Here is a 21,013-nt window from a genome sequence, read left to right on the forward strand (position 1 = left end):
GAATGGAGGACGGCGACACAAGCTCTCCCACGGGCTCGAGCGCCCAGAGGTGTGTCGTGCTCCCGTCCGCCGCCGCACCCGCTACCTTAGCAGATGCGGACGTATTCAAGTTACAAGGTGGATCGGCGAAGCCGAGACGGAGAGGGGTCACCCCTTGTGCAACACCTTCATTGCCGCCTCGTGCAGTTCGGGCGTGCCGGCAGCTATGATCTCGCCGCCGTTTTCGGCCGGACCGCCCTCCCAGTTGGTCACCACGCCGCCGGCCTTCTCGATGATCGGGATCAGCGCCACGATGTCGTAGGATTGCAGCCCGACCTCGACGACGAGGTCGACATGGCCGGCCGCCACCATCGCATAGGCGTAGCAATCGGTGCCGTAGCGCGGCAGCCGCACGGTGGCTTCGAGTCGGTTGTAGGCCTCGCGGCGGCCGCCGAGGAACAGCGCAGGCGTCGTCGTGCAGAGCGTCGCTTCTTCCAGCGCAACCGTTTTGCGTGTCGCGAGCTTGCGCTTGCCGGTCGGGCCTTCGTGATGGGAGCCGCTGCCGTTCGCGTAGAACAACTCTTTCGTGAACGGCTGCGCCATCATGCCGGCGACCGCGTCGCCATCGATCGTCAACCCGACCAGCGTGCCCCACAGAGGCAGGCCCGAGATGAACGAGCGCGTTCCGTCGATCGGGTCGATGACCCAGATATGCGGGCTGCTGGTGTTTTCGGCGCCGAACTCCTCGCCCAGGATGCCGTGGTCCGGATACTCGGCGTTGATGACGGCGCGGATCGCCTTTTCCGCCTCGCGGTCAGCCTCGGTGACCGGGTCGAAGCCCGATTTCAGCTTGTTCGACACGGCGCCCTGCTGGCGGAATCTGGGCAGCGTCTCGGCAGCGGCAGCCTCGGCTATCTTGCGGAAAAACGCCGCGCTCACATGCAGTTCTGGTTTGGTCATGATGCCCCGATAAGTACTGGTCCAGCCGTTGCGGCGAATTGGCACATAAGAGTGAATTAAAAAAGGATGAAAACCCGATTGACATTTGTGCAGCGCACAATAAATTGTCAGTCGGACAGGTTGTTCCTGTCCATGCCCTCCTTGGGCGTTTCCTCCCTAGACTTCGACCGCGTCGTGCAAGCGATGCGGTCTTTTTTCAAGCCGAAACGTTTCGCGCCGTCATTCCGCCGCCAGCGGCAGCCCGTAGAAATGATGCTCGGGCAGCGCCATCAGGTCGGCGATGAAGCGCGCTAGATCGTCGGCCAAGGCGTCGAAGCCCGCCGATTTCTGCAGCGTCCGCTCGTTCATGTAGAGACCCCGATTGACCTCGATCTGCAGCGTGTGCAGGCCCCTGGCCGGCCGGCCGTAATGTTCGGTGATGAAGCCACCCGCGTAAGGCTTGTTGTGGGCGACGGTGTAGCCCATGGCGATGAGCAGGCCGATCGCATGTTCCGTCAGCGCGGGCGAGGCCGAGGCGCCGAAACGGTCGCCGACGATGAAATCCGGCCTCACACCGTTTTCGCCGACGCGGATGCTTGCCGGCATCGAATGGCAGTCGACCAGCACGGCGAAGCCGAACCGCGCGTGCGTTCGCGTGACCAGCCGCTTCAACTGTTCGTGATACGGCTTGTAGACCGTCTCGATGCGGTCGAGCGCTTCCGAAAGCGGCAGCCGGGCCGGATAGATGTCGAGACCCTCGCCGACCAGCTTCGGCACCGTGCCGAGCCCGCCCGCGACCCGCGCCGAACGGATGTTGGCGAACGACGGCACCGGTTCGGCGAACATGCGCGGGTCGAGTTCCCAGGGCTCGCGGTTCACGTCTAGGTAGGCGCGCGGGAAGTTGGCCGCCAGAAGCGGCGCGCCGAGCGCCACCGCGCTGCCGAAAAGCTCGTCGACGTAGCAATCCTCGGAACGGCGGATCGCGATGCGGTCGAGCCGCGCCATGCAAAGGAAACGCTCGGGATAATGGCGGCCGCTGTGCGGCGAGTTGAAGACGAAGGGGACGCGCTGTTCGGCTGGACAACGAATTTCGAACGGGGCCACCGCCGAGAAATCCTCCGCTACCGTCATGACCCCTGCCCGAACTGCCGCATGCTACGCTTCATCGTGTTCGAAAGGTGCCACCACGCCGCCTGCCTGTCCAGTCTCCCAGGGGATTCCTTTAGGTCACCGATACCTTGTTTCGCCAGCATTCACTTGATGTTTACTCTCGGCTCTTCATATAGAAGACATGGTTAACGGGCTGCGTCGCGCGGACGCATTCTGATTCGGACGGGATACATGGCCAGAATTCTGCTCGCTGAAGACGACGACGACATGCGCCGGTTCCTGGTCAAGGCGCTGGAACGCGCCGGCTACGATGTCAGCGACTTCGACAATGGCGCCAGCGCCTACGAGCGGCTGCGCGAGGAACCGTTCTCGCTGCTCCTGACCGACATCGTCATGCCGGAGATGGACGGCATCGAACTCGCACGCCGCGCCACCGAGATCGATCCCGACCTGAAGGTGATGTTCATCACCGGTTTTGCGGCTGTCGCCCTCAATCCCGATTCGAAGGCCCCCAAGGACGCCAAGGTGCTGTCGAAGCCGTTCCACCTGCGCGATCTCGTCAACGAGGTCGAGAAGATGCTGCAGGCCGCCTGAGCGGCCGAAAAGCCGCCTTTCGGCCGCGCGGGAAGGTTCACCGCGACCCGCTTTTCCGAGCAAAACCAGCTATTGACGCGCCCATGCAAAAATGGTGTATGCGCGGCTTCGGATGGGCGTGTAGCTCAGCGGGAGAGCACTGCATTGACATTGCAGGGGTCACAGGTTCAATCCCTGTCACGCCCACCATCCAGATCCCCAACTGCCTGATTCCAGCTATCCCAGCCTCAGCGCGATCACGCCTGCGATGATGCAGAGTGCTGCCGCGATGCGCCACGGCGTCATCCTTTCGCCCAGGAACACCAGCGAGATGACCATGGCGAACAGGATGGAGGTCTCGCGCAGCGCGGCGACCGAGGCGATCGGCGCTTTTGTCATCGCCCACATGGCGATCCAGTAGGAGGCGGCGCTGAGCAACCCCGCGAGCAGGCCGACCTTCCATTCCCTGGCGATGACCGCCAGGAGCTTCCGCCCCCGGTAGAAAAACCCGATCGAGATCGACATCAGGCCGTCGCACAGGAACAGCCACGCCGCATAACTGGAGGCGGTTTCCGCGAGCCTTGCGCCGCTGCCGTCGACCAGCGTGTAGCCGGCGACGAACACCGACGTGGCGAGCGCGAAGCCGACGGCGCGGCGGTCGAAATGTCCGATGCCGGCGCCGCCGCGAACCGACATCAGCAACGTGCCCACCGACAGAAGCAGGATGCCAGCGACGGCAAGCGGCCCGGGCACTTCCGCGATCAGGAAAATGCCGCCGATCGTCGTCATCAGCGGCGCGGTGCCGCGCGCCAGCGGATAGGCCTGCGCCAGATCCCCGGTTTCGTAGGCGAGGATGAGGAAAAGCCGGTAGCCGACGTGAATGATCATCGACGCGACGATCCAGGGCCAGACATGCAGTCCGGGCACCGCGACGAACGGCAGAGCGGGCAGAGCGGCGATCGACATGCCGAGCGACGTCAGCGAGATCGAAGCGAAACGGTCGGCGCGCACCTTGATGAGCGCGTTCCAGGTGGCGTGCATGGCGGCGGCGGCCAGCACGGCCAGGAAGACGGTGAGCGTCATTCCGGCATCGGCGTTTCGAGATCGATGTCGATCCAGACCGGATGATGGTCGGAGGCGATCTCGTCATTGTCGACGCTGACGGACCGGACCCGCGATGCGAGCGAGGCGCCGACGAAGCAATAATCCAGCCGCCGCTTCTGGACGCGCCCCTCGACCGTGCGGAGATGTGTGAAGGAACCGTCGGGCTGCTGCCCGGCGGCGACGGTGGCGTCAACGAAGCCGCCCGCAGCCATGCGCTCGTATTCGGCGCTGCCGGGCAGGCTGTTGAAATCGCCCATCCAGATCGCCTCTGGCGGGCTTTCGGGTTCCGGCTCGCCATTCGTCCAGTTGCGGTGCGGCTCGTCGTCGGCGCCGCTCCACGGCCCGCCCGCGGCAGGCGCCCGCTGGTGCAACTGGTTGACGAAGTCGAGCTGTTCCAGGCGCTCGCCGGCATCGATATGGGCGAGATGCAGGGAGAAGAAGCGGATCGGCCCGGCTGGCGTGCGAACCATGCATTCGAGTGCGGGGTTCTGCGTGTTGAGGCGCGCCGTCATGCGCCGCATCGGCAGCAGATGCAGGCGGGACCACACGATCGGCAATCGCGACAGGACCATGGTGCCGAATTGCCGCCGCCGGTTGACGACGCGGCCATCCCGGCGCGTGCTGGCATCCATGTCGAAGGCGGGACCGTAGACCCAGTAATGGTCGGGCAGCAGGCGGCCCAGCATTTCGGGCTGGTCGTCGTCGTTGGTGCGTTGCCAGTGCCGCTCGACCTCCTGCAGCGCGATGATATCCGCGCCGGCGACGACATGCGCGGCGCGTTCGAGATCATAGCGGCCGTCGGCGCCGAAGCCGTACTGGATGTTGTAGCTGACGAGTTTCAAGGCAACGGTCCGCAGCCTGCAGGAGACATTGCGGATTAGCCGGTTAACTTAACCGGCGCAACGCGCATCGGCGCGGCAACGCTTGGACCACGTCCACGAATGCCCCCCGGACGCCAGGCGAAGCCGTCAATGCAGGACGAGAAGGTCCTTCGACGAGAAGCTGATCTCGGTCTTTTCGCCGACCGAGGGCGGCGGCGTCGCCGGGCTGTTGAAGGTATCGAGCGAAACCACGCCGCTGCCGACGCCGACACGGACACGGATGACCGAGCCGAGGAAGTGGACATCGGCGATCTCGCCGGAGAGGCGGGCATCGTTGCCCGGCCGGCGACCGAGCGAAATGGCTTCCGGCCGCAACGCCAGCGACATCGTATCGCCGGTCTTCGAGCCATTGAGCCTGCCTTTCATGGCGATCTCCTCGGCGTTGATGCGCACCTTGCCGGCGGCGGCGTCGCTGACCGTGCCTTCCAGCACGTTGAGCGTGCCGACGAAGTTGGCGACGAACTTGGTCGCCGGGCGGTTGTAGATCTCGAACGGCGTGCCGACCTGCTCGGCCTTGCCGCCATACATCACAGCGATGCGGTCGGAGATGGAGAGCGCTTCCTCCTGGTCATGGGTAACGAAGATGGTGGTGATGCCGAGGTTCTTCTGGATCGCCCGGATTTCCTCGCGCAGCGACACGCGCACCTTGGCGTCGAGCGCCGACAACGGCTCGTCGAGCAAAAGCAGCTTGGGCTTCGGAGCCAGGGCCCTGGCCAGCGCCACACGCTGCTGCTGACCGCCGGAGAGCTGGTAGGGGTAGCGTTCACCGAACTGCGGCAGCTTGATGATCTCGAGCATCTCGGCGACGCGTTTGTCCTGGTCGGCCCTTGAAGCGCCGGCGACCCGCAGGCCGAAGGCGATGTTCTGCGCCACCGTCAGATTGGGGAACAGTGCATACGCCTGAAACACCATGCCGATGTTGCGCTGGTTGGGCTTCAGCCTGGTGACGTCCTTGCCGCCGATCATGATCTTGCCGGCACTCGGTTCTTCGAATCCGGCGACCATCCTCAGCACCGTCGTCTTGCCGCAGCCGGAAGGTCCGAGAAAGGAAACGAACTCGCCGGGTGCCACGTCGAGGTTGAAGTCCTGCACCACGGTGACGTCGCCGAACGACTTGTTGACGTGCTGGATGGAGAGGAAGGAGTCGGCCATCGGCTGGTTCCCGTCAGTTCGGTTTGTTGGCGGAGCGCGGCGCGTAGCGCGCCAGGAACTGGATCGCCGTCATGCAGCCCCAGGTGAGAAGGAAGGCAATGATGGCGAGCGCCGCCGGTTCGTAGGCGCGGTTGGCGCCGAGGTTCTGCATATAGGGGCCGAAAGCCGGGCGGTTGAGCAGCGACGCCATGGTGAATTCACCAAGCACGATGGCGAAGGTCAGGAAGGCGCCAGACAGCACGGCGATCAGCACATTCGGCAGGATGACGCGGCTTATGATGGTCACCCACCCCGCTCCCATGATCTGCGCCGCCTCGGTCAGCGTCGTCACGTCGATGGTGCGTAGGCCGGTGTCGACCGCGCGGTACATATAGGGAAGCGCCAGCACGGCATAGCCGATGACCAGCAGCAGATTGGTGCCGTGGATGGTGCCGAGGAACGGCAGCCACGAATTGGTGCCGTACATGCGGATATAGCCGAACACGATGACGATGGCCGGAATGACAAGCGGCAACAAGGTGATGAATTCGATGACCGGCCGCAGGTGAGGCACGCGCAGGCGGACCCAGTAAGCCGTCGGCACCACGATCAGGACGCCGAGGATGATGGTGCAGATCGCCGCCACGACCGAATAGGTGAAGGTCTGCTGGAACTGCGGACTGGCGAACACCACCCGATAGGCCTCGAACGAATACTCGCCGCGCTTCATGCGCATGGAAAACTCGAACGTCGCGATCAGCGGCACAATGAAATAGACCGCTCCGAGGAAGAAAGTGAGCCAGGCCCACCAGGCGCCGCCTTTCCTCATTTGAGCCACCTCTCCGAGCGCGTGCGGAACCAGATGTAGAAGATGTTCGCGACGCCGGTGATAAAAATCATGCCGAAGGCCAGCGCATAGCCGAGATTGGGATCGCCGAGCACGTCGCCGCGGATCTGCGCGTAGAGTTTGATGGGCACGATGTTGAGGGACGAGCCGGTGAAGGCGTAGGCCGTCGCGATGGCGCCGAACGCATTGGCGAAGAGCAGGACCAGCGTACCGAGGAAGCTCGGCCACAGCACCGGGATCAGCACCATACGCCAGAACTGCCAGGTCGTCGCCCCGAGCGTCGCCGCCGCCTCGCCCCACTCCTTCCGCAACCCGTCGATTGCAGGGGTGATGATGACGACCATCAGCGGGATCTGGAAGTAGAGATAGACCGCGATCAGGCCCCAGGACGAGAGCAGGTTGAAGTTTGTCGCGTACAGATTGAACCCGAACAGATCGCGCAGGATGAGGGTGACGAGACCGAGCCTGCCGAGCGTCGCCAGGAAGGCGAAGGCAAGCGGCACGCCGGCGAAGTTCGACGCCACGCCGCTGAAGGTCATGGTCGAGGCGCGCACCCAATCGGGCAGGCCGCCGCGAACGATGGCCAGGGCGATCGCCAGACCGGCAAGTGCGCCGAGGATCGCCGACCAGAAACTGATCTTGATGGAGACCCAGTAAGACTGGCGGATCGATTCATCGCTGAAGAGCTTGGCGATGTTGTCCAGGGTGAAACCGCCATCCCTGTTCTGAAACGCGCCGACGATGAGATACATCGTGGGCAGGACCAGAAACAGCAGCGCGAACAGGAAGAACGGCGCGACGCCCAGCCATTGCGTCGGCAACCGCATGCCGCGCGCGGCGTCGGGTGGCGGCGTAACCGCCGTTGGACCGCGTCGCACCGCGCCGGGTTCGATGGCTGTGATATCGCTCAAACGGATGCCCCGGATTCACATGGAGATACGGGCGGCCCGAAGGCCGCCCGTATCGAGGTTTACTGCACGTTGGCGCCGACGACCTTGTCCCAGTTCGTCGTGATCGCCGTCTTCATCTTGTCCTGATCCTCGAGGGTCGGGAACACGGCGGCTTCGTAAGCAGCAGCCGGCGGCATCTTGTCCAGCATCTCCTTCGGAATCACGCCCTTCTTGGCGAGATCGTTGAAGCGGATCGGATGGCAATAGCCGGCGAGCCAGCCAAGCTGGCCTTCATCCGAATAGAGGTGCTCCATCCACAGCTTGGCGGCATTCGGGTGCGGCGCGAAGGCGCTGATCGCCTGCACGTATACACCGGCGACAACGCCGGTCTTCGGCACGATGACGTCGACCGGCGGGTTGCCGTTCAGCGTGTCGCGGCCGCCGAGCGCGTTGTAGTCCCAGGTGATCAGGATCGGTGTCTGGCCCTGCGCCAGGGTCGCCGACTTGCCGATGACAGGAACGAAATTGCCCTTGGCGTTGAGCTCCTTGAAGAACTCGAGCCCGCTCGTGCCGGCGGCTTCGCCGGCAGCGCCGCCCTTCGACAGGCCGGCGGCATAGACGCCGAGGATAGCCTGGTTCGAGGCGCGCGGATCACCGGCCAGCGCGACCGAGTTCTTGTACTCGTCCTTGAGCAGGTCGGCCCAGTCGGCCGGCGGATTCGGCACCAGGTCCTTGTTCACCTGGAAGGAAAGCACGCCATAGTAATCGCCGTACCAGTAGCCCTCGGCATCCTTGGCGGTGTCGGGGATCGAGTCCCAGGTGGACACCTTGTAGGGCATCAGCAGGCCTTCAGCCTTGGCGGAAGGACCGAAGGACAGGCCGACGTCGATGACGTCAGGCGCCTGCGGGCCCTTGTTGTCCTTGTTGGCCTTGATCGCCTCGATCTCGTCGCCCGAACCGGCATCGGGATTGAGCTCGTTGACGGTGATCTCCGGGTATTTCTTCTTGAACGCGTCGATGACGGCGCCGTAGCCGCACCAGTCGTGCGGCAGCGCGATCGTCGTGAGCTGGCCTTCCGCCTTGGCCGCAGCAACCAGCTCGTCCATCGATTGTGCCGACGAAATAGCCGAAGTCACCATAAGTGCAGTTGCCGTAAGGGAAAGTATTTTTCCCGTGAATTTGAACATGTGTTCTCTCCGTTGAACTGACGCCATTCGACGCCTGCGAAGCCCGTTACCGCTGTCGAATGACAGTCGGATGAAAATCGTGTGACACGGACCCGCCCGCGGCGAAAAAGTTAACTACTTTTCTTTGTGAGTGACAATCTCGGCACCGCTGCGAAACAAACGCGGTGCTTTCGACTTGCACATGCCCTTTTTCCTCCTACCCCGTTCACGTTATTCTGACAGTTAAGCACGTCCTCATGTAGCCGGCAAAAGAGTTTTTGGCGTCCGTGGGCCGATCAGACCGTTCCGGCGATCGAATTCTCGAGCAGCGTCAGCGCCGCCTTTTTCGTCAGCTTGACCGGGTTGCCACCGGCGGTCGGATCGACGATTGCCATGTCGGCAATCAGGGTCTTGCGTTTCTTGTCCATGTCGAGGCCCTTGATCAGCCCCGGCAGCGTATGCGGCACCTTGAGTTCCTTGCGCAGCTTCAGCACCGCTTTGGCGAACCCATCGAAACCGCCCTTGATCCCGACATAGGCCGCCAGGCGGGCGATCCGATCCTCGATCGCGTCGCGGTTGAAGGCAAGCACGTAAGGCATGAACACGGCATTGGTCATGCCGTGATGGGTGTCATAGAGCGCGCCGATCGGGTGCGACAGCGAGTGAATGGCGCCGAGGCCCTTCTGGAACGCGGTGGCGCCCATCGCGGCGGCGCTCATCATGTTGGCGCGCGCGGTGATGTCCTTGCCGTTGGCGAAAGCCTTCGGCAGGTTCTCCAGCACGAGCCGGATACCCTCGACGGCGATGCCGTCGGCCATCGGATGATAGCCGGGCGCGCAATAGGCTTCGAGGCAATGGGCGAAGGCATCCATGCCGGTGCCGGCGGTGATGAAGGGCGGCATGCCGACCGACAGTTCCGGGTCGGCAATCACGATGGCCGGCAAAAGCTTCGGATGGAAGATCACCTTTTTGGTATGCGTCGCCTCGTTGGTGAGGACGCCGGCGCGGCCGACCTCGGAGCCGGTACCCGCCGTGGTCGGGACGGCGACGATGGGCGCTATCTTGTCCGGATTGGCGCGCGTCCACCAGTCGCCGATATCCTCGAAATCCCAGACCGGGCGCGTCTGGCCGGCCTGGAAGGCGATCAGCTTGCCGAGGTCGAGCGCCGAACCGCCGCCGAAGGCGATGACGCCGTCATGCTTGCCCTTGCGAAACGCCGCGACGCCGGCCTCCAGATTGGATTCGACCGGGTTGGGGCGAACCTCGGAGAAGACGCCGTACCGGATTTTCGCGTCATCGAGGATCTTCAGCGTCGAGGCGACGACCGGCAATTTGGCCAGACCCGGGTCGGTAACGAACAGCGGCCTTTTGATACCGGTCGCTGCCAGCGCATCCGGCAGTTCCTTGATGCGGCCGGCGCCGAAGCGGACGGTGGTGGGGTAATTCCATTTGGAGACGAGTTTGGACATGGGTTCTCTCAGAAGCAGATCCGAAAAATAGGCGAAGCCAACGAAGTCGCGCCCCCTCCACCGCCTTCGGCGGTCCCCCTCCACCGCGAACGGGGGAGGGGGACCATGCGAAGCATGGTGGAGGGGGCGCTCTCGCTCATACCTTCTCCCGCAGATGATAGCTCTTCGGCCGGGTCAAATTGTCGTAGCCGATCTGCGACAGCGCCGCGCCCTTGCCGGTATCCTTGACGCCGGTCCAGACCAGCGCCGGGTCGAGATAGTCGCAGCGGTTCATGAACACCGTGCCGGTCTCGACGCGGTCGCCGATGGCCACGGCATGGTCCGTGTCGGCGGTCCAGATCGAGGCGGTCAGGCCGTAGGGAGAATCATTCATCAGCGCGATCGCCTCCTCGTCATTGCGCACCTTCATGATGCCGACGATGGGGCCAAAACTTTCCTCGCGCATGACGCTCATCTGGTGGTCGACATTGGTGAGCACCTCGGCCGGCAGATAGGGCGAGCCTTCCTTGTCACCATCCGCCTTGGTGTTCATGTGCGCGACAGCGCCCTTGCGCAGCGCCTCGGCCTTCTGTTCGCGGATGAAATCAGCGAAGCGCGCCTGCGCCATCGGCCCCATCGTGGTTGCCTGCTCGAGCGGATTGCCGAGCGTGTAGCTTTTCGTTTCGGTGATGAAACCCTCGACGAAGTCGTCATAGATGTTCTCGTGGACATAGACGCGCTCGATGCCGCAGCAGCATTGGCCCGAGTTAAAGAAGGCGCCTTCGACCAGATTGGCGACCGCGTGGTCAAGCTTCGCGTCGGGCAGCACATAGGCCGGGTCCTTGCCGCCGAGTTCAAGGCCGAGCGTCATGAAGGTGCCGGCCGCCGCCTTCTCGATGGCACGGCCGCCGGCGACCGAGCCGGTGAAATTGACGTGGTCGACCTTGCCCGAGCCGAGCAGCTTCTCGGTCTGTGCGTGGTTGAGCACGATATTCTGGAAGACGTGCCTGGGCAAACCTGCGGCTTCGAACGCCCTGGCGAAGCGCTCGCCGACCAGCAGCGTCTGCGCGGCATGCTTGAGGATCACCGTCGAGCCGGCGATCAGCGCCGGCACGATTGTGTTCACGGCAGTGAGATACGGATAATTCCACGGCGCGATGACCATCACCACGCCGAGCGGATCCTTCTTCACATAGCGGCGGAAGCCGTCCTTCGGATTGGAGGCCGGCACCGGCTTCAGGGCCTGTTCGGCGATCTCGACCATGTATTGCGTGCGTTCCTTGACGCCGCCGAACTCGCCGCCGTAACGCACCGGCCGGCCCATCTGGTGGGCAAGCTCCGGCACGATCTCGTCGCTCATGCCGACCAGCGCTTCGAGCATCTTGAGCATGTATTGAGCTCGTTCCGCGACCGGCACTTTTGCCCAGTCGGCCTGCGCCGCCCTCGCCTTTTCGACTGCCGCGTTGACCGCCTGGTCTGTGGCAACAGGCCGCTCGACATAGATCGAGCCGTCGATCGGGGATTTCAGTTTGATGGTTTCGGTCATTTCAACCTCGTACTCGCATGCTTGCCGTCAATACCGCTCGAAGCCGCGGTGCAGTTCCCAATCCGTGATGCGGCGGTCGTACTCGAACTGCTCCCAGCGGGCGGTGTGGACATAGTGTTCGACCACCTCCTCGCCGAGCGCTTCCTTCAGCATCCTGGACTTCGCCAGCGTCTCGGTCGCCTCGCGCAGTGTCTTCGGGATCTCCGGCAGCCGGCTTGCCTGGTAGGCGTCGCCGACGAACGGCTTCTGCAATTCGAGCTTCTCGTCGATGCCGGCGAGGCCCGCGGCGATCAGCGCCGCGAAAGCGAGATAGGGGTTGAGGTCGGCGCCGCCGATGCGGCATTCCATGCGGATGCCTTTGGTACCCTCGCCGCAGAGCCGGAAGCCGGCGGTGCGGTTGTCCTCGCTCCACATGATCTTGGTCGGCGCGAAGGTGCCTGACTGGAAGCGCTTGTAGGAATTGATATAGGGCGCCAGGAACCAGGTGAATTCCTTGGCGTATTTGAGCTGTCCGGCCGACCATTGCTGGCCGAGCGGCGACAGCGTCCACTCAGCCTTTTTATCGTAGAACAACGGCGTCTTGCCATCGGCGCTCCACAGCGAATTGTGGATGTGGCTGGAGTTTCCGGCGAGCCCATAATTGTATTTCGCCATGAAAGAGATCGCCTTGCCCTCCGAGGCGGCGATTTCCTTGGCGCCGTTCTTGAGGATGACGTGGCGGTCGGCCATCTCCAGCACTTCGGCGTAGCGGACGTTGATCTCCTCCTGGCCGGGGCCCCACTCGCCCTTGGAGTTCTCGATCGGAATGCCGGCCGCCTGCATCTCGTTCCTGAGCCGCCGCATCACGCCTTCTTCCTTGGTGGTGATGCCGATCAGGTAGTCGCCGATATAGGGCGAGGCGGTGTCGAGGCCCTGCCAGTGTTTTCCGCGCGCGGAATCGTAGGTTTCGGAGAACAGGTAGAATTCGAGTTCGGAGGCGAAATAGGCGAGATAGCCGCGCTCCTGCAGCCGCTTGACCTGCTTGCGCAAGATGGCGCGCGGCGAATGCGGCAGGTCGCCATGGGTGTGGTGGTCGAGGATGTCGCACAGCACGAGCGCGGTCTTTTCGAGCCACGGGATTTTGCGCAGCGTCGACAGGTCGGGCTTCATGACGAAGTCGCCGTAGCCCTTCGACCAGCTGGCCGCCTTGTAGCCGGGAACAGGTTCCATATCGATGTCGTTGGCGAGCAGGTAGTTGCAGCCATGCGTTTCGTCATGCGCGGAATCGACGAAATATTGCGCCAGGAAACGCTTGCCGACGAGCCGGCCCTGCATGTCGACGGCACAGGCGAGCACAGTGTCGATGCTGCCGTCCGCTACCGCTTTCTTCAACTGATCGAACGAAAAGGTTCCTGCCATTCTTTATTACTCCGTGTGATGGGCCAAAACGGGACGACTCTTAAACAAACGTGGCCGGCCTGACGCCGGCCACGGCAGGATGAAGGGTGGCTCAGTGCCCCGTTTCGCCGACAGCCTTTTCCGCTGCCGCGATTTCAGCGGCGCGTCGCGCCACCTCGTCGCCAATCGGCGGCCCGCGGAAGCGCCCGCGCTCGAAACCGAACCAGACGATGGCGGTGACGATCAAGAAGCCCACCGTGATGTAGAGCGCCCAGTCGTTCGGCGGCTGGATGCCGAGGACGAAGATCAGGACCATCGCGATGATCGACAGAACGGCAAACAGCTTGAAGGTGCCCTCGCCCATGTCGAACGGCCCCATCTTGTCCCACTTCGCGGTTCCCCATGCCAGCAACCCGAGCGCGATCGGAATGGTGAAGGAGAAGAACAGGAAGATGACCGTGCAGGCGACCACGATGGTGTAGACCGGCGTCTCGCCGATCGAGACCAACGAGGAGCCCCAGACGAAGAGCACGGCCAGGATGGAGCCGGTCCAGATCGCCGCCACCGGCGTGCGGTAGGTCGGGCTGACCTTGGCCAGCGCCTTCGAGCCCGGCAGGCCCTTGTCGCGCGAGAAGGCGAAGATCATGCGCGAAACCGAGGTCACGGTCGCCAGGCCGCACAGCCACTGGGCGACGAAGATGGCGAGGTAGAGGATGTCCTTGATGACCGGGTGAACCTGCTGTTCCATGCCCCAGAAGAACACGTTCCAACCCTGCGCGGCGGCCTCGTCCATGCTGGGCAGCATGAGGACGAACGAGCAGAGCATGATGTAGCCGAACAGCGCCGACCACAGCACCGAGCCGATCATGGCGCGGGGCACCGAATGCGCGGCCTTCAGTGTCTCTTCCGACGTGTGCGCCGAGGCATCGTAGCCGGTGATCGTGTAGATCGGCAGCAGCAGTCCGAGCAGGAATACCCAGGTCGCCGAATTGGTCGGCCAGACATTGGCGCCGGCCTCACCCGAATAGTTAGCGAAGGTGAAAAGGCGGCCGATTTCGTAGCTGTCGGCGGCCGCCAGACAGACGATCGCCAGGATGATCGAAGTGGCGAAGATCAGGTAGCCGGAGAAGTCGGTGAGCTTGGCGGTGAGGCCGATGCCCATGTGGTTCACCAACGCCTGCAGCCCGGTGATGATTGCCAGGAAGATGATGCGGACTGTCGTCGAATCCTCGAGGCCGAGATAGGGCGTGCCGAAGGCGCCCATGAAGAAATAATAGGTGCCGACATTGATGGCGCCGAGCACGGTGACCAGGCCGAGCAGATTGAACCAGGCCGTCAGCCAGCCGGTGAACGTGTTGCCGAGGATCGAGCCCCAGTGATAGAGGCCGCCGGCGGTCGGATAGGCGGAACTGATCTGCGCCATGGCGACGGCGAAGACCAGCGACACGAAGCAGCCGAGCGGCCAGCCGATGCCGATCGCCGCACCTCCGGCGCCGGACGTCGCCTGCGCCAGCGAATTGATGCCGCCGGAAAGGATGCAGATGATGGAGAAGGAAACCGCGAAATTGGAGAACTGGCTCATTCTCCTTTCGAGTTCTTGGGCGTAGCCCATGCCATGAAGGACCTTCATGTCCTCGCTTTTGTCGGTTTCGCTATATCCTGGCGCAGCCATATGAATGTTCCCCTTTATTTAAGAAGTAGCCTGTTCCACCGAGTTGCTGGTTGATTGCCGGCCGGACGTCTTGGTCCTTGGTTCCGGCTCGAGATCGGAAAAAATGCCAGTGAGCAGATCCGCCCATTTCCGCTGCCCGGCAGTCGCCGAAATTTCATCGTTGCGGATTTCGATCATCGCGCAGGCAAGGCCCCGCGAACGCGCATGCCGCTCCAGCGTGAAATACACGCGGTCAGCCGGCGAATAAGGTTCGTTGACGCCGACGACGATGCCTTTCAGCGAGCGCAGCGCCGAAATCAGCGGTGCCGCCAGCCGCTGGTCGTCATCATGGATGATGCCGATGTGCCAGGGCCGCGCCACCCGCCTGTAGACGGGGGTAAAGGAGTGTACGGAAACCAGCCGCGTCTCCAGGCCTGCCGCCAGCCGCTCGGAAATCACGCTCTCGATCTCGGCATGGAAGGGCTCGTAGGAGAGCGCGATGCGCCTCGCCCGCTCTGCTGGCGACAAGCGGGCATTGCCGGGCACGGCGGTGGTTTCACTGACTGCCGGAATGAGGTCGGGAGCATCGAGCGGCCGGTTGCAGTCGATGACCAGCCGTGAAATCCGCGATTCGATCAGCACCGCGTCGAGGGCCGCGGCCATGCGCTGGGCGACAGGCGCCGCGCCCGGATCCCAGGCGATGTGGCGAGCCAGTTCGCTTTTCTCGAGATCGAGCGATCCGAATTCTTCCGGGATGAAGTTGGAGGCGTGGTCGCAGACGAACACTACCGGACTGCGACCCTTGCGGTTCGTCGTCCGGACCGCACTCGACGGATTGTGCGGTACGCGCCGCGTTCTCTCCATCCGCTGTCCCCATAGCGCTGTAACGTATGTTACGTATTTTATATCTTTGCGCCGTTGCGGATGATTTCATACGCCTTATTATCGTTTGTCAAACGTGTTTTCCGCGCAAAGCGGTCCGCGCGGAAAAAACAAGGGGAAACCGGCTTGCGCCGTCAACTCCGGCACAGGGGGGATGGATGGGGATCAATATCGCCGAACTGATCGCCGATCGCATCGACAGCATGCCTGCGGGCGAAAGGCGCGCCGCCCAGACGCTGGTCGCCAACTATCCGCTGATCGGCCTGAAGACCGTCGCCGATTTTTCGGCCCAGGCCGGCGTCAGTTCGCCGACCATCCTGCGTTTCGTCGCCCGCCTCGGGTTCCAGAATTATCCGGAATTCCAGACCGCCCTGCAGGATGAACTGGCAGCGCAACTGCAATCGCCGCTGTCGCGCACCACCGGCTCCCCGGCGTCGTCGCGCGGCACCTCGCCGGCGCTTGAAGCGACGCTGGAGAACATCCGCGAAACGTTCCGGCATATCTCCGAAAAGCAGCTGGGCGACATCGTCACGCTGCTTTCCAACCAGCGCGCCAAGACCTTCCTGATCGGCGGCCGCTTCACCGATCCCGTAGCCCGTTACATGGCCGCCCACCTGACCATCATCCGGCCCAACGTCTTTCACCTGACCGGACAGGAGAGCAACTGGCGCGACCGCCTGATCGACATGGGCAAGCGCGACGTGCTCGTCATCTTCGACATCCGCCGCTATCAGGAAAGCCTGATCCGTTTTGCCGAAAAAGCCCATCTTCGCGGCGTTCACATCGTGCTTTTCACGGATCAGTGGCTGTCGCCGATCGCCCGCTTCGCCCGCCATGTGATCGCCGGACGCACGGCCGTGCCATCCGCCTGGGATTCATCCGCGGCGCTGTTCGTGGCCGCCGAAGCACTCATCGGCGAGATAACCCGGCAGCTCGAGGCAGACAGCGCCAAGCGGATACGAGAGATGGAAAACCTCAGGTAGAGGCGCCCGCTGTTCACACGCATCTTCAAACAAGCTGGTCACGTTACGTATATTTAATGATAAAGTAAGTGCACGCTGCCTGGAGAATTGTCATAAAGGCGGTATAGGGACTGCCGGTGCTTGTCGCCGGGTTTGCGTTTTGTCTAGTCCGCAAACCGGACCGAAACGTTTCTTTTGACCCGGAGTGCTGAATGTCTGCCTGGAAACAGATCGTTCTATCGATCGTGATACTGCTGGCTGCTTTCGTCGGCTGGGCATCATTTTTTCCGGGAGCGCCTCAGGTGCTTGCCCGCTGGGGCATAGACTGGGCCAGCGCCGCCAATCCGAAAGCCGAAACCGGCGCCCGCCAGAATGCCCGTCAGGGCGGCGGCAACATCATGCAGGCCATGGTGGTGACGGCACCGGTCCGCGTCGCCACCATCAACGACCGCCTGCAGGCAATCGGTTCGGGCCGCTCCAACGCATCGGTTACCGTCAATCCCTACACCGCCGGCCGGCTGCTCGAATTCCTGGTCCAGTCAGGCGCCCATATCGAAAAAGGGCAGGTGATCGCCAAGCTTGATTCCGAGACCGAGGAGATCCAACTCGAGCGCGCCAAGATCGCCGGCGATGACGCGGCCGCCAAGGTCGAGCGCTTTCGCGCGCTGCGCAAGTCGAACACCGCCACCGCGGTCCAGCTGACCGAAGCCGAACTGGCACTGCGCAATGCCGAGCTTGCGATCCATGACGCGCAGGTGGCGCTCGACCGGCGCTCGGTCGTGGCCCCGATTTCCGGCATCGTCGGCATATTGCCGATAGAGGCCGGCAACTACGTCACCAGCCAGTCGGCCATCGCCACGATCGACGACCGGTCCAGCATCCTCGTCGATTTCTGGGTGCCCGAACGCTTCGCCGCCGCCGTCAAGGTCGGAACCGAAATCCAGGCGCGGCCACTCGCAAACCCCAAGGACGCGTTCACCGGTACCGTTTCGGCAATCGACAGCCGCATCGACCAGAAGAGCCGCACCCTCTGGGTCCAGGCAAAGATCGCCAATCCGGCCGATTCCCTGCGCGCCGGCATGTCCTTCCAGGTCACCATCCAGTTCCCCGGGGATACATATCCAGCCGTCAGCCCGCTGGCGATACAGTGGGGCGCGGACGGCGCCTTCATCTGGACGGTTGAAGACGGCAAGACCAAGCGCGTGCCGGTGCGCATTATCCAGCGCAACACCGACGACGTGCTCGTCGACGCGCCGATCGTCAGCGGCGACATCGTCGTGACCGAGGGTGTGCAGAGCGTCCGCGAGGGCAGCGAGGTTCGCATCGCAGGCAGCGAACGCCAGCCGGCCATCGGCGGATCGTAACGAGGCGGCCATGACCGAAATCAACGGCAAGGGTAGCGAAACCGGCCTGACCGCGCTTTTCGTCCGGCGACCGGTACTGGCTTTCGTGCTCAACACGCTGATCGTGGTCGCCGGCCTTGCCGCCCTCTACGGCGTCGAGATCCGCGAGTTGCCGGACGTCGACCGCGCCGTCATCACCGTCTCCACCGAGTTCGAGGGCGCCGCGGCCGAGACCGTCGACCGCGAACTGACGGACACCATCGAGGGCGCGGTCGCTCGCGTATCGGGGGTGAAGTCGATCTCGTCCACCTCGTCTTTCGGGCGCAGCCGCGTCACCATCGAATTCAATGACGGCGTCGACCTCAACGTCGCCGCTTCCGACGTCCGCGACGCGGTCGGCCGCGTCACCAACCAGCTTCCGGACGAGGCCGATGCGCCGCGCATTGTCAAGGCCGATGCCAATTCCGACGCGGTGCTGCGGCTCGCTGTGACGTCGAGCACCATGCCGATCGAGGACATGACGGTCTTTGTCGAGGACCAGATCGAGGACGCGCTGGCCGCCGTGCCCGGCGTCGCCGACGTGCAGGTGTACGGCGACCGCGAGAAGATATTCCGGATCGATGTCGACCAGAGCAAGCTTGCCAGCCGCGGCCTCACCGTCGCCGACCTGCGCAACACGCTCGCCTCGGTCGCCTTCGACACGCCGGCTGGTTCGATCACCACCACCGACCAGGATCTCATCGTGCGGACCACTGCCGATGTGACGACGCCGGAACAGTTCGAAAGCCTGATGATCGGCGACAACACCTACATCCGCGACGTCGCCTCGGTGACGCTCGGCGGCGACATCGGCCAGAGCACGCTGCGCTCGGACGGCAAGATCGGCATCGGCATCGGCATCGTGCGCGCCGCTGAATCGAACACGCTCGACATCTCCACCGGCGTCAAGGCGGCGGTCGCCAAAATCCAGGAAACCCTGCCGGAAGGCATGTCGATCAAGATTACCAGCGACGACGCAGTCTTCGTCGAAGGCGCGGTGCACGAAGTCGAAATCGCGATCGGCCTGTCGGTCTCGATCGTGCTTCTGGTCATCTACATATTCCTGCTCGACTGGCGCGCCACGCTGATCCCGGCGCTCGCCATGCCGGTGGCGCTGATCGGAACCATCGCCGCGATCTACCTGGCGGGTTTCTCCGTCAACATCCTCACGCTCCTGGCGCTCGTGCTGGCCACCGGCCTTGTGGTCGACGACGCCATCGTCGTGCTGGAGAATATCGTGCGGCGGCGCAACGAGGGCATGGGGCCGCGGGCGGCGGCGGTGCTCGGCGCGCAGGAGGTCTTCTTCGCGGTCATCGCCACCACCGCGACGCTGGTCGCCGTCTTCGTGCCGATTTCCTTCCTGCCCGGCCAGACGGGCGGACTGTTTCGCGAATTCGGCTTCGTGCTGGCCATGGCGGTGCTTCTGTCCTGCGTGGTGGCGCTGTCGCTCTGCCCGATGCTGGCATCGCGCATGCTGTCGAGCGCCTCGCTGCATCACGAAGCGCGGACCGGCATCATGGGCAGGCTGGGCGGCTGGCTGGTGGCGCTGTACCGCCGCTGCCTGCATGCCTGCCTCGACGCACCGATCCTGGTGCTGCTGGTCGCCGTGCTGTTCGCCGGCGCGGCGTTCGCCCTGTTCGGCACCATCCGCCAGGAACTGACTCCCACCGAGGACCGTTCGGCGGTGCTGCTGCGCATCAACGCCCCACAAGGCGTGAGCCTCGACTACACCTCGCAGCAGATGCGCCGCATCGAGACGCTGATCCAGCCGCTGCGCGATTCCGGCGAGATCGAGAGCACCTTCGAAAGCGCCGGCAACAACGGCTCCTACAACACCGGCTTCATGGTGATTACGCTGGCGCCGTGGGACCAGCGCGAGCGCAGCCAGCAGGAAATCGCGGCGGAGATCAGCCAGCTCGCCAAGCAGGTGCCGAGCGTGCGCATCTTCCCCGTGCAGCCCAACAGCCTCGGCATCCGCGGCGCCGGCAACGGCCTGCAGTTCGCGCTCGTTGGCAACGACCGCAAGGCGCTGAGCGAATCCGCGTTGAAGATCATCGACGAGATGCAGAAGGATCCGCGCTTCCAGCAGGCGCGCCTTTCCGTCGACCCGACCCAGCCGCAACTAGCAGTGGAGATCGACCGCGAACGCGCGTCGGACCTCGGCATCGACATCACCGGACTTGCCGACACCATCCAGGCCATGCTCGACGGAAACGACATCGGCGACGTCTACATCGCCGACCGCAGCTACGGCGTGAAGCTGGTCTCGACAACCAACCCGATCAACGACCCGACCGATCTCGAGAACATCTTCATCAAGACCGCCGACGGCCGCTACGTGCCGATGTCGACCATCGCGGCGCTGACCGAGCGGGCCGTGCCGCCGTCGCTGACGCGCGAGCAGCAGCAGCCGTCCGTCGCCATCACCTCGAACCTGCGCGACGACTTCGCGCTCGGCGACGCGGTGTCGGTGGCCGAGGCGATCGCCACGCCATTGCTGCCGCCCGGCGCGCGCATCGTGCCGCTTGCCGAGGCGGCGACGCTGGGCGAAACCAACAGCGGCATGATCGCCATTTTCGGTTTCGCGCTGGTCATCATCCTTCTTGTGCTTGCCGCGCAGTTCGAGAGCTTCGTCAGCGCCGTCATCATCATGGCGACGGTGCCGCTGGGTCTCGCCTGCGCGATCTTCGCACTGATCCTGACCGGCACCAGCCTTAACGCCTACAGCCAGATCGGCCTTGTGCTTCTGGTCGGCGTCATGGCCAAGAACGGCATCCTCATCGTCGAGTTCGCCAACCAGCTGCGCGATCGCGGGCTGGGGGTGCGCGAGGCGATCGAACAGGCATCCAACATCCGGCTGCGGCCGGTGATGATGACGATGATCTGTACCGTGCTAGGCGGCCTGCCGCTGGTGCTGGCTTCCGGCGCCGGCGCCGAAGCCCGCATCGCGCTCGGCTGGGTTATCGTCGGCGGCCTCGGCCTCGCCACCGTCTCGACGCTGTTCCTGACGCCCGTCGCCTACCTGCTGCTCGGCCGCTTCGTGACGCCGAAGGTCGAGGAAGAATCGCGGCTGAAGCGCGAACTGGAAGAAGCCGCCTACACCAACGTGGAGCCGGCGGAGTAGCATCTTCGTCCGAATGCCCCT

17 protein-coding genes and 1 tRNA gene are annotated in these 21,013 nt (G+C 63.7%); 5 read left to right on the top strand and 13 right to left on the bottom strand.

The window, feature by feature from the left end; all coding sequences use genetic code 11:
* Positions 1–147: 147 nt before the first annotated feature.
* Together hisN and OHD58_RS00010 are read right to left on the bottom strand one after the other, a co-directional pair.
* A complete protein-coding gene (gene hisN / locus OHD58_RS00005; protein ID WP_412177142.1) occupies positions 148–939 on the bottom strand; it encodes a histidinol-phosphatase in 792 nt (263 codons plus the stop codon).
* A gap of 219 nt (positions 940–1,158) precedes the next feature.
* The gene (locus tag OHD58_RS00010; RefSeq protein WP_263800960.1) at positions 1,159–2,049 is read right to left on the bottom strand and encodes an N-formylglutamate amidohydrolase; all 891 of its coding nucleotides are present in this window, start codon (positions 2,047–2,049) and stop codon (positions 1,159–1,161) included.
* Between the two features lie 210 nt (positions 2,050–2,259).
* On the opposite strand from OHD58_RS00010, the gene cpdR reads away from it, so the two are divergent.
* Positions 2,260–2,622: a cell cycle two-component system response regulator CpdR gene (gene cpdR, locus OHD58_RS00015; RefSeq protein WP_008835384.1), complete on the top strand. Its 363-nt coding sequence runs from the start codon at positions 2,260–2,262 to the stop codon at positions 2,620–2,622.
* Between the two features lie 114 nt (positions 2,623–2,736).
* A tRNA-Val gene (locus OHD58_RS00020) sits at positions 2,737–2,811 on the top strand.
* Positions 2,812–2,838: 27 nt separating this feature from the next.
* Here the strand turns inward: OHD58_RS00020 and OHD58_RS00025 are convergent.
* The 11 genes from OHD58_RS00025 to OHD58_RS00075 all read right to left on the bottom strand — a co-directional run bounded on the left by OHD58_RS00025 (position 2,839) and on the right by OHD58_RS00075 (position 15,506).
* Positions 2,839–3,684, bottom strand: coding sequence for an EamA family transporter (locus tag OHD58_RS00025; protein WP_263800961.1), 846 nt, complete (start codon positions 3,682–3,684; stop codon positions 2,839–2,841).
* Complete coding sequence (locus OHD58_RS00030) at positions 3,681–4,547, bottom strand: endonuclease/exonuclease/phosphatase family protein (protein ID WP_263800962.1); 867 nt, start codon at positions 4,545–4,547, stop codon at positions 3,681–3,683. Before OHD58_RS00030 ends, OHD58_RS00025 begins: the two co-directional genes overlap by 4 nt.
* Positions 4,548–4,673: 126 nt before the next feature.
* The gene (locus tag OHD58_RS00035; RefSeq protein ID WP_263800963.1) at positions 4,674–5,738 is read right to left on the bottom strand and encodes an ABC transporter ATP-binding protein; all 1,065 of its coding nucleotides are present in this window, start codon (positions 5,736–5,738) and stop codon (positions 4,674–4,676) included.
* A gap of 13 nt (positions 5,739–5,751) precedes the next feature.
* Positions 5,752–6,546 (bottom strand): ABC transporter permease, encoded by a 795-nt coding sequence (locus tag OHD58_RS00040; protein ID WP_263800964.1) that lies wholly within the window; start codon positions 6,544–6,546, stop codon positions 5,752–5,754.
* A complete protein-coding gene (locus OHD58_RS00045) occupies positions 6,543–7,391 on the bottom strand; it encodes an ABC transporter permease (protein WP_263801568.1) in 849 nt (282 codons plus the stop codon). The genes OHD58_RS00040 and OHD58_RS00045 overlap by 4 nt, the downstream gene beginning before the upstream one ends.
* Before the next feature lie 143 nt (positions 7,392–7,534).
* Positions 7,535–8,641 carry an ABC transporter substrate-binding protein gene (locus OHD58_RS00050; RefSeq protein WP_263800965.1) on the bottom strand — a complete coding sequence of 369 codons (1,107 nt, stop codon included), beginning with the start codon at positions 8,639–8,641 and terminating at the stop codon, positions 7,535–7,537.
* A 275-nt stretch (positions 8,642–8,916) separates the two neighbouring features.
* Positions 8,917–10,089 (bottom strand): iron-containing alcohol dehydrogenase, encoded by a 1,173-nt coding sequence (locus tag OHD58_RS00055; protein ID WP_263800966.1) that lies wholly within the window; start codon positions 10,087–10,089, stop codon positions 8,917–8,919.
* Between the two features lie 136 nt (positions 10,090–10,225).
* On the bottom strand, positions 10,226–11,614 hold the full coding sequence (locus OHD58_RS00060) for an aldehyde dehydrogenase family protein (RefSeq protein ID WP_263800967.1): 1,389 nt from the start codon (positions 11,612–11,614) through the stop codon (positions 10,226–10,228).
* A 27-nt stretch (positions 11,615–11,641) separates the two neighbouring features.
* Positions 11,642–13,012: a glutamine synthetase family protein gene (locus OHD58_RS00065; RefSeq protein ID WP_263800968.1), complete on the bottom strand. Its 1,371-nt coding sequence runs from the start codon at positions 13,010–13,012 to the stop codon at positions 11,642–11,644.
* A gap of 91 nt (positions 13,013–13,103) precedes the next feature.
* On the bottom strand, positions 13,104–14,663 hold the full coding sequence (locus OHD58_RS00070; protein ID WP_263800969.1) for an amino acid permease: 1,560 nt from the start codon (positions 14,661–14,663) through the stop codon (positions 13,104–13,106).
* Positions 14,664–14,681: 18 nt separating this feature from the next.
* Positions 14,682–15,506, bottom strand: a complete 825-nt coding sequence (locus OHD58_RS00075; RefSeq protein ID WP_263800970.1) for an N-formylglutamate amidohydrolase — start codon at positions 15,504–15,506, stop codon at positions 14,682–14,684.
* A gap of 176 nt (positions 15,507–15,682) precedes the next feature.
* Here OHD58_RS00075 and OHD58_RS00080 point away from each other — a divergent pair, with 176 nt between their 5' ends.
* The 3 genes from OHD58_RS00080 (at position 15,683) to OHD58_RS00090 (ending at position 20,992) form a co-directional block, all read left to right on the top strand.
* The gene (locus OHD58_RS00080; RefSeq protein WP_263800971.1) at positions 15,683–16,507 is read left to right on the top strand and encodes a MurR/RpiR family transcriptional regulator; all 825 of its coding nucleotides are present in this window, start codon (positions 15,683–15,685) and stop codon (positions 16,505–16,507) included.
* A gap of 191 nt (positions 16,508–16,698) precedes the next feature.
* Positions 16,699–17,850, top strand: a complete 1,152-nt coding sequence (locus OHD58_RS00085) for an efflux RND transporter periplasmic adaptor subunit (protein WP_263800972.1) — start codon at positions 16,699–16,701, stop codon at positions 17,848–17,850.
* A 10-nt stretch (positions 17,851–17,860) separates the two neighbouring features.
* The gene (locus OHD58_RS00090; protein WP_263800973.1) at positions 17,861–20,992 is read left to right on the top strand and encodes an efflux RND transporter permease subunit; all 3,132 of its coding nucleotides are present in this window, start codon (positions 17,861–17,863) and stop codon (positions 20,990–20,992) included.
* The last annotated feature ends 21 nt before the right edge of the window (positions 20,993–21,013 follow it).

The sequence above is a fragment of the Mesorhizobium sp. ZC-5 genome, assembly GCF_025753855.1.
Lineage (GTDB): Bacteria > Pseudomonadota > Alphaproteobacteria > Rhizobiales > Rhizobiaceae > Neomesorhizobium.